10 protein-coding genes are annotated in these 13,646 nt (G+C 58.8%); 7 read left to right on the forward strand and 3 right to left on the reverse strand.

What is annotated here, in order from left to right; all coding sequences use genetic code 11:
• Nucleotides 1-163 precede the first annotated feature (163 nt).
• Nucleotides 164-1,336 carry a mandelate racemase/muconate lactonizing enzyme family protein gene (locus AC1DT3_RS03800; RefSeq protein WP_477463914.1) on the reverse strand — a complete coding sequence of 391 codons (1,173 nt, stop codon included), beginning with the start codon at nucleotides 1,334-1,336 and terminating at the stop codon, nucleotides 164-166.
• Nucleotides 1,333-2,262, reverse strand: coding sequence for a dihydrodipicolinate synthase family protein (locus AC1DT3_RS03805; protein WP_477463915.1), 930 nt, complete (start codon nucleotides 2,260-2,262; stop codon nucleotides 1,333-1,335). Before AC1DT3_RS03805 ends, AC1DT3_RS03800 begins: the two co-directional genes overlap by 4 nt.
• Before the next feature lie 114 nt (nucleotides 2,263-2,376).
• On the opposite strand from AC1DT3_RS03805, the gene AC1DT3_RS03810 reads away from it, so the two are divergent.
• The 6 genes from AC1DT3_RS03810 to AC1DT3_RS03835 all read left to right on the forward strand — a co-directional run bounded on the left by AC1DT3_RS03810 (nucleotide 2,377) and on the right by AC1DT3_RS03835 (nucleotide 9,296).
• Complete coding sequence (locus AC1DT3_RS03810; protein WP_477463916.1) at nucleotides 2,377-3,318, forward strand: 2-dehydro-3-deoxygalactonokinase; 942 nt, start codon at nucleotides 2,377-2,379, stop codon at nucleotides 3,316-3,318.
• Nucleotides 3,308-3,925 carry a 2-dehydro-3-deoxy-6-phosphogalactonate aldolase gene (locus tag AC1DT3_RS03815; protein ID WP_477463917.1) on the forward strand — a complete coding sequence of 206 codons (618 nt, stop codon included), beginning with the start codon at nucleotides 3,308-3,310 and terminating at the stop codon, nucleotides 3,923-3,925. Before AC1DT3_RS03810 ends, AC1DT3_RS03815 begins: the two co-directional genes overlap by 11 nt.
• Nucleotides 3,925-4,833, forward strand: coding sequence for a DMT family transporter (locus tag AC1DT3_RS03820; protein ID WP_477463918.1), 909 nt, complete (start codon nucleotides 3,925-3,927; stop codon nucleotides 4,831-4,833). The genes AC1DT3_RS03815 and AC1DT3_RS03820 overlap by 1 nt, the downstream gene beginning before the upstream one ends.
• 582 nt (nucleotides 4,834-5,415) lie before the next feature.
• Nucleotides 5,416-5,742 carry a hypothetical protein gene (locus AC1DT3_RS03825; protein WP_211486571.1) on the forward strand — a complete coding sequence of 109 codons (327 nt, stop codon included), beginning with the start codon at nucleotides 5,416-5,418 and terminating at the stop codon, nucleotides 5,740-5,742.
• 15 nt (nucleotides 5,743-5,757) lie between these two features.
• Nucleotides 5,758-7,905 carry a peptidase domain-containing ABC transporter gene (locus tag AC1DT3_RS03830; RefSeq protein WP_477463919.1) on the forward strand — a complete coding sequence of 716 codons (2,148 nt, stop codon included), beginning with the start codon at nucleotides 5,758-5,760 and terminating at the stop codon, nucleotides 7,903-7,905.
• Nucleotides 7,902-9,296, forward strand: a complete 1,395-nt coding sequence (locus AC1DT3_RS03835; protein ID WP_477463920.1) for an HlyD family type I secretion periplasmic adaptor subunit — start codon at nucleotides 7,902-7,904, stop codon at nucleotides 9,294-9,296. Before AC1DT3_RS03830 ends, AC1DT3_RS03835 begins: the two co-directional genes overlap by 4 nt.
• Nucleotides 9,297-9,349: 53 nt before the next feature.
• Here AC1DT3_RS03835 and AC1DT3_RS03840 read toward each other — a convergent pair whose 3' ends face one another.
• On the reverse strand, nucleotides 9,350-10,888 hold the full coding sequence (locus AC1DT3_RS03840; protein WP_477463921.1) for a malonate--CoA ligase: 1,539 nt from the start codon (nucleotides 10,886-10,888) through the stop codon (nucleotides 9,350-9,352).
• A gap of 494 nt (nucleotides 10,889-11,382) precedes the next feature.
• Between AC1DT3_RS03840 and AC1DT3_RS03845 the strand changes: the two genes are divergently transcribed.
• Nucleotides 11,383-13,596 carry a cadherin-like domain-containing protein gene (locus AC1DT3_RS03845; protein WP_477463922.1) on the forward strand — a complete coding sequence of 738 codons (2,214 nt, stop codon included), beginning with the start codon at nucleotides 11,383-11,385 and terminating at the stop codon, nucleotides 13,594-13,596.
• The last annotated feature ends 50 nt before the right edge of the window (nucleotides 13,597-13,646 follow it).

Below are 13,646 nucleotides of genomic sequence, written 5' to 3' on the forward strand. Positions count from 1 at the left end.
ACCAATCGCCGACGCCGCGTTCGTCCTTCTGCCAGGAGACAAATTTCAGCGTCTTCGATTGGGCCAGAGCGGCGTTGGTGCTCAGGGCGATGGCGGCTGACGCCGCAAGCAGTAGTAATTTCTTTTTCAACATGGCGATTCCTCCGTTACGGGTCCGATATCGTTATTTATATTTTTGGAAGAGGCTCAGCGCCCCCTCAGACGGTTCGACTCCAAGTCCGGGTCCTGTCGGCAGAGTATAGAAGCCTTCGCGGCAATCCATGTCTCCGTCGACAAGCCGGCGGTTCGGTTCGAAAATCGAATGCTGATATTCGTGGCAAGTGACCGGCGCGAGCGCGGAACTTGCATGCAGGCTCGCGGCCATGAAGAGACCGATGCCGATCGTGGCATGCGGGATCACTTCGAGATGGTGCGCTTGGGCGTACTGGCCGATGCGCATGAATTCCGTGATGCCTTTGTGTCCCATTTCCGGCTGGACGATGCCGCAGGCGCGTTTGGCCACGCGCGGCACGAGATCATATACCGTACGCCATTCCTCGCCCGCCGCCACTGTCGTCGACACATTCGCAGCCACATGAGCGAGGCCATCGGTATCTTCGGGCTTGACCGGAGCCTCGGCGAACCAGAGGCCATGCGGTTCCATCGCGCGAATCAAGGCGATCGCCTGTTCGGCGGTGTGAGCCCAGTGCATGTCACAGGCGATGCGAGCGTCAGTCCCAAGCGTTGAGCGCAGCGTCGCAATTTCGGCAACAACGCCGTCGTCAGCGACTGGCGCAGCGAATTTGAAGCTGGTGAAACCTTTCTGCTGCCATTGCTCCGCGAACTTCGCTCGCTCGTCGCGGGTGCTCTTCGGCAGGCCGGAAATATAGGCCGGAAGACGTTCGTGGCGCTGTCCGCCCAGAAGCTTCACCAGCGGAAGGTCGGCCAGCTTGCCACAGATGTCCCAGAGCGCAATGTCCAGGGCGGCGAGAGCGTCGAGATAGAAGCCGCCCGTATAGCCGCGCACGCGCATGAGATCGTAGAGATCCTCATGGATGACGACGACATCCCGCGGGTCGCGACCCACCACATAGGGCCCGAGGAGATCGTCGATGATCGCCATTGCAGCGCCCGGTGCCACGATGCCGTAGGTCTCTCCCCATCCGACTGCACCGCTCTCCGTCTCGATTCGCACAACGACCGTGCGATCGGATGTGGGGTAGACGGTGCGATTTCCTTTGCGGACGAGATAACCCTTTGCGTTGATGGATTCGCCCGGGCGAGCCTCACCGAGATAGATTGTTTCGCGAGGAATGGTGATCGAAAAGATCTCGACCTTGGCGACGCGCTCGCTCATTCGGCGGCTCCCGCAAGACGCCGTACAGGATCGCGTTCGCCCAGCAGATCGGTTGCAAGATCGAGCCACGCATCGATTTCAGACAAATCAAAATCATCCATGGGAGGGAGCTTCGCGCGGGAGACGCGGTTGTCCAGAATACCGCGTCTGGTCAGCACATGCTTGGTGAACGCCATGCGGAAATTCGCCTGAATGACGAGCAGCGGAAGCGTGCGCATATAGAGGTCGCGTGCTTTGGCGATGTTGCCCCCCCGGAACGCGCGATCGAGCGCGACGTGGATGTCGGCGATTTCGACGGCCGGCATGGCGCCGCAAGCGCCGCGAGTATACTCGTCGATGATGTAGCGCGCGCCGSCGCCGCCAATGACGCCCTTCAGATGTGCAGGCTTATCTTTCAGGATTGCGGTGATGGCCGGACCCGCAGGCAACGTTTCTTCTTTTACGTAAGTGATCGCTGGGTTGCCCTGGACGATTTGGAGAATGACATCGGGCTTGAGATCGGAGCCGCGTGGCGCCGGCGCGTTCTGAAGGACGATATCAAGGCCTGGCACCGCATCTGCAATGGTTTGATAGAACGCGGCGACCGCGTCCGCGGTGACGCCAATGCTCTTCGGCGCCTGAATCATCACCGTAGAAACGCCGTTTGCCATCGCCTCTTTGGAATGGGCGATGGCTTCTTCCGCGCTCGCGGCGCTGGCGCCAGCCACGACTGGGACGCGCCCGCTGACRCGCTTCACCACGAGGCGGAGCAACGTTGCCCGTTCTTTGGCGTCGAGTTCGTCCACCTCGCTCGCGAAACCGGGAAAGACGACGCCGTCTGCACCAGCCGCCAAGGCGAAATCGACAATACGGACCATTGCCTGCTCGTCGACCGCGCCCTCGGCCGTGAACGGCGTTGGAAGGACGGGAAGAATTCCCTTCAGCATTCACGTTTCCTCGTTAGGTCCATAATGTGGACTATTTGTTTTTCATATTGGACCTTAAGCAGATTGCGAATTAGGGTCAAGACGACGCCAACAAATCGGATGGAAACAACAACCATGACTGCCCCAGCTCCTGCTCTCCGAATCGTTCTCGATTGGGGGACGACATCGTTTCGTGCGCTTCTTGTCGATCACGCCGGAAAGGTTATCGATCGGGTCGAAACTGAAGAGGGCATTCAATCCGTGCCGTCTGGAGATTTCGCCGGCGTGTTACATCGCGCGATCGCACCGTGGCGGGCAAAGCACGGCCTTCTCCGCGTTTATGCTGCCGGCATGATCGGTAGTCGCAATGGCTGGATCGAGATGCCGTACGTGTCCGCCCCCGCGGACGCTCGGTCTCTCGCAGGTAACGTCAAGACGGTGCCGCTACCTGATGGCGGAACCATCACCTTCCTTCCCGGCCTCACCGATCGCGGCGCGATTCCCTTCCCGGATGTGATGCGTGGCGAAGAAACGCAGCTCGTCGGGTTTGGGCTTGCGAGCGACATCACGGTCGTATTGCCAGGAACTCATGCAAAATGGGCGCGCATCGAAGGTGGACAAATCGCACGGTTCCAAACGTTCGTTACAGGTGAAGTATTTGGAACGCTTTCCCGCCATTCCTTCCTGTCCAAGGTCGCCAAGAAGCCGGACGCTCCTGATTGGAAAGCTTTTTCACGCGGTGTCGAGGCGGTGCGTGCCGATACGCGGCCGGCTGGGTTGCTGACGCACCTCTTCTCAGTTCGAACGGGCTGGCTATCGGGTTCTTTGACGCCGCCTGAAATGACCGATTTCATGTCAGGCGTGGTCGTGGCCTCCGAGTTCCGTGAAGCGCATGCGCTGGGCTGGTTCAAGGAAGGCGATACGGTCGCAATTGTTGGCGATGACGACCTTGTCGACGTCTATCAGAAGACCGCGGATGCCTATGGCCTCAACGTTGTTCTGGGTTCCCCCGATGCCGCCGTTCAGGGATGCCTTGCTATTGCAGCGATTGCTGAGGATCTTCACGATGCGGCTTGAGGAGGCGTTCGCGGCATTGCCCCTCGTTGCCATTCTGCGCGGTGTCAGGTCGGACGAAATCCTGGAGATTACCGACGCGCTGTTTCAAGCGGGCTTTCGCATTGTCGAAGTCCCGCTGAACTCACCCAACGCGTTACGAAGTATCGAGAACCTCGCCAAGGTTTTCGGCTCAAAGATGCTCATTGGAGCAGGCACCGTCCTGACCACGGTAGATGTTGCTGCTGCATCCGATGCCGGTGCGCGCCTCGTCGTATCGCCGAATGCCGACATCGATGTCATCGCGGCGACCAAGAATCGAGGTCACACGGCAATTCCTGGCGTCGCGACACCGAGCGAGGCGTTCGCGGCCCTTCAGGCTGGGGCGGACGCGTTGAAACTCTTCCCAGCGGAGCTTGTGACACCTCCGGTCGTGAAGGCGATGCGGGCTGTGCTGCCGAAAGACGCAAAGCTTCTGCCTGTCGGCGGCATCACACCCGAGAACATGAAGCCATTTCTTCACGCCGGCGCGAACGGCTTTGGCCTTGGCTCGGCGCTGTTCAAGCCTGGAATGAGCGCATCGCAGGTCGGGGCGGCGGCAAAGCGATTTGCCGCGGCGATTTCCGGCTGATGGGTGCTGCATTGGACGCTCAGCCGAGAGTGGACGGCGATCGCGAGCGACTCGGCCTTCTCCAGACATTCCTCGCTGCGACAGCAGGGGTGGGCAACAACTTTTGCTTCCAACTTCTTGGCAGCCTGCCTGTTGCCGAGATCATCGTCCTTCGGTCCGCCGGCGCCCTTGCGATCATCAGCTGCTACATTTTCGTTCGAGCGCTCGTATTGCGCAAACGTGGGCAGCACGCCGTTTCAGCCCAGGCTTGGCACTGGCCCGTAATTGTGCGCGCCATGAGCGAAGCGGGAGCGACGGCGTTTTTGATTCTTGCCGTCACGCATCTTCCGATCGCGCTTGTGACCGGAGTGCTGATGACCGTCCCGCTGCTTGTCGCCTTGTTCGGTCGGGTATTCCTCGACGAACGGGCCTCGGAGAAAATCTGGCTCTCCATCGCAATCGGTTTCATCGGAACACTGCTATTGCTACGCCCGGCTCTCGAAGTGTCGGCTCTTGGATTGGCAAGCGCGGCGCTCAGCGCATTGTGTTTCGCTGCACGCGACACGCTAACGCGCCACCTGCCGCGTCGCAGTAGCGCATTGAGGATGACGTTGACGGCCAACGCGGCGACCCTGCTCCTTGGACTGGGACTATCGTTGGCACAGCCTTGGCACATGCCGACGCCCGATCAGCTGCGCATCGTCATCATAGGCGTGTTGCTCTATGTGGCGAGCAATGTTCTGATCGCGTTGGGTATTGGCAATGCACGTTTGGCGATCACTGGTTCCATGCGATACACGGCGATACCAACCGCCCTGGCGCTTGATGCTTTTCTATTCGGCTTTCATCTCGACACCATGGCTCTCATCGCAATTGGGTTGATCGTCGCCAGCGGCTTATCCATGTCGTTCATGTCCCGGCCCAACTGACGCCGATAGCGATCAGGCAGATCGCCCCGCTTCAAGGATAGCATCGATCAATCGCTGGCTCTCGAGCGCTTCCATGCCGGAAACCAACGGATCGGATATAAAACAATCGACCCGGACATTCATCCGATTGGACTGTTGTAGCGTGGCCCGCTGTCCGGATCTCTCGTTGCTTAACTGGTACACTAGTCTTCTGGGCTGCCCCGAGGAAAGGGTGTTGCTTGGATATCGGCGCCTGCTCATACGACGAATGACGAGATGGCGTATTGATCCCACGCGTTGGACCACGCCAACATCCCGTCCAGTTAGACGGGCCCAGCACCTCGGCCTTGAGGGTCCTAACCACAACGGATGACGCACCGCATCGAAAGGGGACGGCCCCAAACTGGGGCTACCCATTAAGGGCCGTCCTCCATGAGGCGAACGGCGTTCCTCCTTCCTTTTCCATGTGAGACACTGAATGGCGCCGAAAGCGTCCCAGTGTGGGCGCGATGCCGGTCAGGCGTTCGAGCTGGCCAGGCACACTGAGTGTCCCCACCCGATGCGACGACCCGGGATCAGGATGGATGCAACGGGAGTAGGATAATGAAGGACGAAGTCTATTCGGACGGAATCGCCGAGATCACAGTGACCGGACCCATCGTGCGCATCGATCTCATGAGTCTCTCACCGTCGGATCGCGACGCCCACAACAATCCGAAGCCTGTCCTGCGTCAGCGCATCGTCATGCCGGTCGATGCATTCGCGAATTCCGTCGAGCTCATGCAGAAGGTCGTAAAGGGTCTGGTTGAGAGCGGCGCGATCAAACAGACCCCGGCCGCGCCGACTGGAGGCGCGCAAATCCAGATTGGAGCTGAAGCACCGGGAGTCGCGGGACGAATTCTGAATTCGTCGCCCAACTTTTCATCTTGACCGGGGGAGCGACCGGTGAGTGCAGCGGTGCAGACTGGATTGCAGTGTCTCGTCGCCGTCGCGCGGCACCACGGGACGGATTTGTCCCCTGACCAGCTGACGCATGCCTACGCCATTGGCGACGAACCGGTCTCCCTGCATCTTCTCATCCGGATGGCGCGGGAAGCAGGCTTGAGAGCCCGCAGCGTTTCGATGACCTGGTCGACCTTACTTAACCTAGACGGCGCATTCCCTGCCCTTACTCGCCTGGCCAATGGCAACTGGATCGTCGTTGCCGGCGCACAGGTCAGTGACGAAGGAGACAAGGTACTCATTCTCGATCCCAAGGCGGCACTTCCTGAACCTCTCGCTCTCGTTCGAGAGGAATTCTGTCAAGCCTGGAAGGGTGAAGTCGTCCTGATCAAGCCCGCCCGCCGGAGTCTGAGCGACCCAAGGCGGCCATTTGGATTTTTGTGGTTCGCGCCCGAAATCCTGCGCCAGAGGCGTCTCTTCGGCGATGTCATAGCGGCGGCCTTGGTACTCTACGCGCTGGGACTTGCCGTTCCCATCTTCTCGCAGCTCGTGATCGACAAGGTCTTGATGCACGAGTCCTATTCCACTCTCTACGTATTGGCGGGAGGCGTGGCACTGGCGATCGCATTCGACGCAGCGTTTACCTTTCTGCGACGATATCTTCTGCTGTATGCGAGCAATCGCATCGATATGCGGGTCGCAGTGCGAACCTTCGCGCATCTGCTCAATCTCCCGATCTCGTACTTCGAACGGATGCCTGCCGGAATCCTGGTCAAGCATATGCAACAGGCGAGCCGGATACGGGAATTTCTGACAGGTCGGCTCTTCACGACGATGCTCGACGGCCTCTCACTCTTCATCTTCATCCCCGTCCTGCTTCTCTACAGTGTCAAGCTCACCCTCGTTGTCCTGGCCTTCACAGCCTGCGTCGGTTTTGCGATCGCGGTGCTGATCGGACCTTTCCGTCGGAGACTTCAGGCATTGTATGAAGCCGAAGGAGAGCGCCAAGCGCTGCTCGTCGAGGCCGTGCACGGGATGCGCACGATCAAATCACTTGCGATGGAACCGCTTCAGCGACGCACTTGGGACGATTCGTCCGCGCAAGCCGTCATGATGCGTTACGATGTCGACCGCATTTCTGCGGCGGCTCAGAGCGTCACTGGATTACTCGAGAAGCTCATGAGCGTCGCTATCATCGCGCTTGGTGCACTTGACGTCTTCAACCGTGAGATGACCGTGGGCGCCCTTGTCGCATTCAATATGCTCGCAGGTCGCGTCTCCGGACCGCTCGTGCAGATCCTGACAATGGCGCATGAGTATCAAGAGGTGGCGCTCTCGGTGCGCATGTTGGGCGAGGTCATGGATCGTACGCCGGAGGCGGATGGCTCGAAACGGGGGCTATGTCCGCCGCTCAATGGTGAGATCGAGTTTGATGACGTTTCATTCTCGTATCAGCCGGAAAGGCCTCCTGCCCTCGACGGCGTCTCGTTCACAGTCGAGCCGGGAAGTATCGTCGGCATAGTCGGTCGCAGCGGATCGGGAAAAACGACCGTCACGCGATTGATCCAGCGCCTTTACGCGGTCCAGAACGGGTTGGTGCGCATCGACGGCTTCGATGTCCGCGAGATCGATCTTGTCCACCTGCGCAAATCCGTCGGAGTCGTTCTGCAGGATAACTTTCTCTTCCGCGGTACCGTGCGGGAGRATATCGCCGCCGCCAAACCCTCGGCGACCTTCGAAGAAATTGCGCTCGCGGCGAAGGCTGCTGGTGCCGACGAGTTCATCGAACGCCTTCCGCGTGGATTCGATACGATGCTCGACGAGAACGCGCAAAACCTCTCGGGAGGGCAAAAACAGCGGCTGGCCATCGCGCGAGCGCTGGTMACCGATCCTCGCATCCTGATTCTGGACGAAGCCACGAGTGCGCTGGATCCGGACAGTGAGGCGATCATCCGCCAGAACCTTCGCAAGATCGCCGAGGGAAGAACGGTTCTCATCGTTTCCCATCGACTCTCGACCCTGGTGGACGCGAATGCGATTCTCGTCATCGATCGTGGACGCCTGATCGCATCCGGCCGTCATGACCAGCTCCTCACGTCCTGCACGACATATCGTCACCTGTGGAACCAGCAGACGAGACAGGCCGCATGATGTCACCCGTGCCACATTCGGATGCGAAGCTTCCAGCGGTCAGGTCAGCGCCGCCAGCCAAGCGACTTGCTTTCGTCTCGGAGTTTCAGCCGGATGCGATTGAGGTAGAGGAGCGTGTCCCAGCTCGCGTGGCACGCCTAACGCTCTATCTCGTGACGGCATTGATCGTTGCCGCGGTCATCTGGGCCAGTCTGGCGCAGATCGACGAGATTGCCGTCGCGAGAGGCAAGCTCATTACGACGGAGCCCAATATCGTCGTGCAGCCGCTTGAGAATGCGGTTATCAAGAGCATCGAGGTGAATGTCGGCCAGACCGTCAAGGCCGGTCAGGTGCTTGCCGTTCTCGATCCGACCTTCACGCAATCCGATCTCCAACAAATCAAAACCAAGTTCGTTGCCGCCGATGCCATGGTGGCCCGCCTCGAGGCCGAGCTTTCGGAGCGCGTCTATCGGCCCTCAGATCCCACCAGTCCCGAGCAGACTGTCGAGGCGCGGCTCGCGATGCAGCGCAAGGCCTTCAGCGAGAGCCGCCTGCGCAACCTTGCAGAGGAAATAGCAAGAGCGGAAGCCGGCCTCACCACGAGCCATCAGGAAGAGGACATTCTGCTGCAACGTCTCGCCGGTATCCAGGATATCGAGGCCATGCGTACCATTCTGCTGGAGCACCAGACGGGGTCAAAACTCAATCTCCTACAGGCGCGGGATACTCGGCTCGACATCGAATCGACTATCGCCCGATTACGCGGATCGCGAATTGAAACCGGCCATCAGTTGGAGAAGGCGCGTTCGCAGCGCCAGGAGTTCATCGAAGACTTTACGCGTGCAACGCTGGAATCCCTGGTTGAAGCGCGCGCGCGCCGCGATGCCTCCTCGGAAGAATTGAAGAAGGCGGAGTTGCGCCGCAGTCTTGTATCACTAACGGCGCCCACCGATGCGATCGTCCTTGAGGTCGCTCAACGCTCAGCGGGTTCCATCGTTCGTCAAGCGGAGCCGGTCTTTGTCTTGGTTCCTGCCAACGTTGCACTCGAAGCTGAAGTGATGGTCGACCCTAAGGACATTGGCCATATCAGCTCTGGCTTGACGGCCCGAATCAAGTTCGACGCTTTCCCGTTTCAGAAGCACGGCACGGCGACTGGAAACGTAAGGACGATCAGCAGAGACGCCTTCACCGGAGATTCGAAGGAAATAGACGCAAAATCGGGGACGGGACCGCTATTCTACAAGGCCCGCTTGAGCCTCGAGGACACCAATCTTCGCGACGTGCCGCAGGAGTTTCGCTTAATCCCAGGTATGGCCACGCAAGCCGAGATCCGCGTCGGACGCAGAAGCGTCGTCTCGTATTTCCTCTATCCACTGTTGCGTGGTCTTGACGAGAGCATCAAGGAGCGTTGAGCGTTCGCCGTGTTCGGCCCGCGCATTCTCAAGATGGGCATGCTCGACGTCTTCTAGCCGGATTTGGACCGAGAATTTGGATCCTCATAAAGCGCGGAGAACTGCTCGCGCAGGAGATTTTTTTGGACCTTCCCCATCGTATTTCGGGGAAGTTCATCAACAAAGAGGATGCGCTTCGGTTGCTTGAATTTGGCAAGCCGTCCTTCGATCGAGGCTAGAACACTTCTCTCGTCAAGCTGGCTTCCCTTTTCGCAGACGACGACGGCCGTCACGCCCTCGCCAAAATCGGCATGAGGCAATCCCACGACAGCGCTTTCCACGATGCCTGGAATTTGGTCGATCTCCGTCTCTACTTCCTTTGGGTAGACATTGAAGCCGCCGGTGATGATAAGATCTTTGCCCCGACCAAGGATGTGGACGTATCCATCGATGTCGATGATACCCAGATCACCGGTGATGAAGTACCCGTCCGATCGAAACTCGGTCGCTGTTTTTTCGGGCATGCGCCAATATCCCCTGAAGACATTCGGGCCCTTGACCTCGATCATTCCGATTTCCCCTTGGGACGACATCTTGCCCGTTTCCGGATCGGCTATCCGCACAGAGACACCTGGAAGAGCCTGGCCGACGGATCCGGGCCTGCGCTCGCCCTCGTACGGATTCGAAGTGTTCATTCCAGTTTCGGTCATCCCATAGCGTTCGAGGACGGCGTGTCCTGTGCGGCTGCGCCACTCGCGATGGGTCTCTGCAAGCAAAGGTGCTGAACCGGACACGAAAAGCCGCATGCGTGCCACCAAGCCCTCAGTCAGACGATCGTTTTGCAGCAGGCGGACATAGAAGGTCGGCACACCCATAAAGACAGTCGCTTGGGGAATGAGCGACAAGACCTGCTCCGGATCGAACTTCGGCAGAAAAATCATGGACGCCCCGGAGAACAGCGCAACGTTGCTCGCAACGAAGAGGCCATGTGTGTGATAAATAKGCAGGGCGTGGATCAGGACGTCGTTCGCGGTAAAACGCCATGTATCGATCAAAACAAGAGTATTGGACATGAGATTGTCGTGGGTGAGCATCGCGCCCTTCGACCGTCCCGTCGTTCCGGATGTATAGAGGATCGCTGCAAGGTCGCTGCCCTGCCGATCCGTCGCCTTGAACGCGGGTTGCGCAGCGACCGCCGCGTCGTTCATCGATCCTTCACCACGCCCGTCGAGCGTTTCAACGACCGCGCCGACGCTCGCGGCTATAGGCTCGATCTCTTCCCGCCGCGCGGCGTCACACACGATGAGTGCGGGTTCGGCGTCCTGAATGAAGTAGGCTACTTCGGTCGCTGTGTACGCTGTATTGAGTGGTAAGTAGACAGCGCCGGCGCGAACAGTCGCGAGATAGAGGATGAGAGCTGAAACCGACTTCTCGACTTGCGCAGCCACGCGGTCGCCAGGTCGAACTCCGCGAGAGGCGAGCGCATTGGCATATTGTCCGGACAGGTTCACAAGATCCGTATATGTGTAGGCGCCTCCTCCAGGACTCGAGATCGCAACCTTGGACATGTCCTCGATCGAGCGGTGAAACCTATCGAAAAGATTCGCATTCATAGGAAATTCGGCTCCGTCCCTTTGCGCGCATCAGTCAATTCCGTTCACACGGAAACACGACATCGACTGGAATTCAATTCATCCCATAAATTGGTTGGAGTGGTCTGCGAAGGCGGCAATGTCCTCACTCATTTTCTTGCGCCGGAACCGTACCGAGCACACCTGGCAGCTGCGGGGCGACCGGAACGAATTGCAAAGTCGAATCGCGGAGCGTGACGCTGTTCCGGCGGCAGGAATTTCTCGGCGGAGCGCACCCGTTACAAAACTGCCCGGAAAGTGGAGACGTAGCTTTAACCGCCCTACCGACCGCGAGAGAATCGACACTAAAGATTACGTTACGTAACGTATCTTGTCCGCGTCTAAACTAAAAAACCTGACCAAAGGTGAGGTTTATCCTATTTGTTTGAATAGGGCCCGGCCCTAACGGAAGAGGCATAGTTCGCGCGGCGAACAACATAAGCCAATTTCCATGTTTAGGGGCGGGGACCGCTTTAATGACGACTCTCAATACGAATGACGACCTGATGCTTCTTGATGCATTCAATGAAGCGAGCGACGAAATTGCCGTTTTGAACGCAATCGATACTTACGAGGCGAGACTTCTCGAGTTCGGCAGCGAAAGCCAACAGCACTTCCGCGAGCTTCCGGATGACGCTGGCCGTCAGAAGGCAATTGGGCTCGGTCTGAAGGAAATTGCCGATCTGTTCGGCGGATTCACGTCGGTCGATGAGCTCAAGGCCGCGCTCGATCATCAGATCGCCGTGGAATACGCGAAGTACCAGTTCATCAATGCGATCAATGGTGCGTCGGCCGAGGAAATGGGAGCGATCGTCGCTCATCATGTCGAAATCCTCGATGGTCATCGTCAGGCTCTGATCGCAGAATGGGGTGCGGTGCTGGACAACGAGGCCGTCGCGGCTCGCGTGGTCGCCTTGCAGAACGATTCGTATACGACGGTCTTGCACGAAATTGCCGGTCGTCTCGACAATACCGCGTTCATGAGTGAATTGGGCGCTCGACTCTTTGCCGCTCGCGGAGAGGCCGGAGGACAGTACTTCGGTGTCTACCCATTGGTCGAGGCCATCGACAATGCGCGTGAAGCCTCCGACGTCATTCTCGACGCGTTCAACGGCGCTCCTGATGAGCTGACGGTGCTGGCCGCGATCGATGCCTATGAAGACAGCCTTCTCGTAGACGGCAGTGTCAGCGAAGCTCATTTTCGCGCGCTTCCCGACGATGCCGGCCGTCAAAAGGCGATCGGCCTCGGTCTCATGGAAATCGCCGACTTGTTCGGTGGCTTCAAGTCGGTAACGGAACTCAAGGCGGCGCTTGATCATCAGATCGCTGTCGAATACGCCAAGTACGAGTTTATCAACGCTCTCGACGCCGCGACGACTCCGGAGGAAATGAGCGCTGCGATCCTCGCTCACGTCGGTGTCGTCAACGGTCATCGTCAGGCTTTGATCGCCGAATGGGGAGCTATCGCCGGAAACGAGGCGGTGGCCGCGCGTGTGCTGGCACTGCAATCGGATGCCTACACGACCGTCCTCGCCGATATCGCCGGACGCGTTGGTGATACGGCCTTCATCGCAGCATTGGGTGCGCGATTGCTCGCAATTCGCGATGATCTTCCAGGCGACAAGTTCTTCGGTGTCACGAACATCATCGCCGCTTTGGACGCCTCCAATAACCATGCCCCGACCGCGCCGGCAGCGAATGACGTCGTGACGGACGAGGATAAGGCGCTGACCGATGTGGTCATCGGTGCAGCCGATGCCGACAACGATGCCTTGACCTACACGATCAAGGCGGGTGCAGAGCCGCAGAAGGGCGTCGTGACGCTGGCTAACGGGACCTTCACCTATACGCCGACCGGCGATGTCAACGGCACTGACACTTTCACCATCCAGATCTCCGACGGAAACGGCGGAATCGTGGAGCAGGTGGTCAATGTCACCATCAAGCCTGTGAATGACGCACCCACCGCAGTCTCCCTGTCGGCCGCAACCGTGGCCGAGAACACGAAGGCGGGAACGGTCATCGGTGCGCTGGGTGCGACCGATATCGATCAGGGTGACACGTTCACCTTCCAGCTGCTCGACAGCGCAGGCGGACGTTTCGCGGTTCAGGGCAATCAGCTTGTCGTCGCGAACAGCGCTCTCCTGGACTACGAGCAGGGCACGAGCCACAAGGTATCGGTTCGTGTCACCGACAGCGGCGGAGCGACTTTCGACAAGATCTTCGACGTCGCCGTGACTGACGTTGCAAACGAAGTCGCGACTGGAACTTCCGGTGCCGACAAGATCGTTGGTGGCAGCGGCAAGGACAAACTGGTCGGCGGCGCCGGCAAGGACATCCTGAGCGGTGGCAAGGGCAAGGACACGTTCGTTTTCAACACGAAGCCCGACAAGAAAACCAACATCGACAAGATCACCGACTTCAGTGTCAAGGACGACTCGCTCTGGCTCGACAATGCCGTGTTCAAGAAGCTCGGCAAGAAGGGTACCGAAGCCAAGCCGGCGCAGCTGTCCAAGGACTTCTTTGCGCTCGGCACCAAGGCTCAGGATGCCAACGACTACCTGATCTACAACAAGAAGACGGGCGCGCTTTACTACGATGCCGACGGTTCGGGGAAGGGGGCAGCAATCCAGATCGCGACCCTCTCCAAGAACCTCGCGATGACGTACAAGGATTTCTTCGTCGTCTGATCTGAAGGGGTTATCCCTTCCTGAAGGCAACAACCAAGCCCTGGGAGCTC

It is taken from the genome of Microvirga sp. P4_G7 (assembly GCF_056401005.1).

Excerpts from the sequence above, each read along its gene's own strand:
- AC1DT3_RS03845 (WP_477463922.1), top strand. The coding sequence starts at position 11,383 with ATGACGACTCTCAATACGAATGACGACCTGATGCTTCTTGATGCATTC.
- AC1DT3_RS03825 (WP_211486571.1), top strand. The coding sequence starts at position 5,416 with ATGAAGGACGAAGTCTATTCGGACGGAATCGCCGAGATCACAGTGACC.
- AC1DT3_RS03835 (WP_477463920.1), top strand. The coding sequence starts at position 7,902 with ATGATGTCACCCGTGCCACATTCGGATGCGAAGCTTCCAGCGGTCAGG.
- AC1DT3_RS03820 (WP_477463918.1), top strand. The coding sequence starts at position 3,925 with ATGGGTGCTGCATTGGACGCTCAGCCGAGAGTGGACGGCGATCGCGAG.
- AC1DT3_RS03815 (WP_477463917.1), top strand. The coding sequence starts at position 3,308 with ATGCGGCTTGAGGAGGCGTTCGCGGCATTGCCCCTCGTTGCCATTCTG.
- AC1DT3_RS03810 (WP_477463916.1), top strand. The coding sequence starts at position 2,377 with ATGACTGCCCCAGCTCCTGCTCTCCGAATCGTTCTCGATTGGGGGACG.
- AC1DT3_RS03800 (WP_477463914.1), bottom strand. The coding sequence starts at position 1,336 with ATGAGCGAGCGCGTCGCCAAGGTCGAGATCTTTTCGATCACCATTCCT.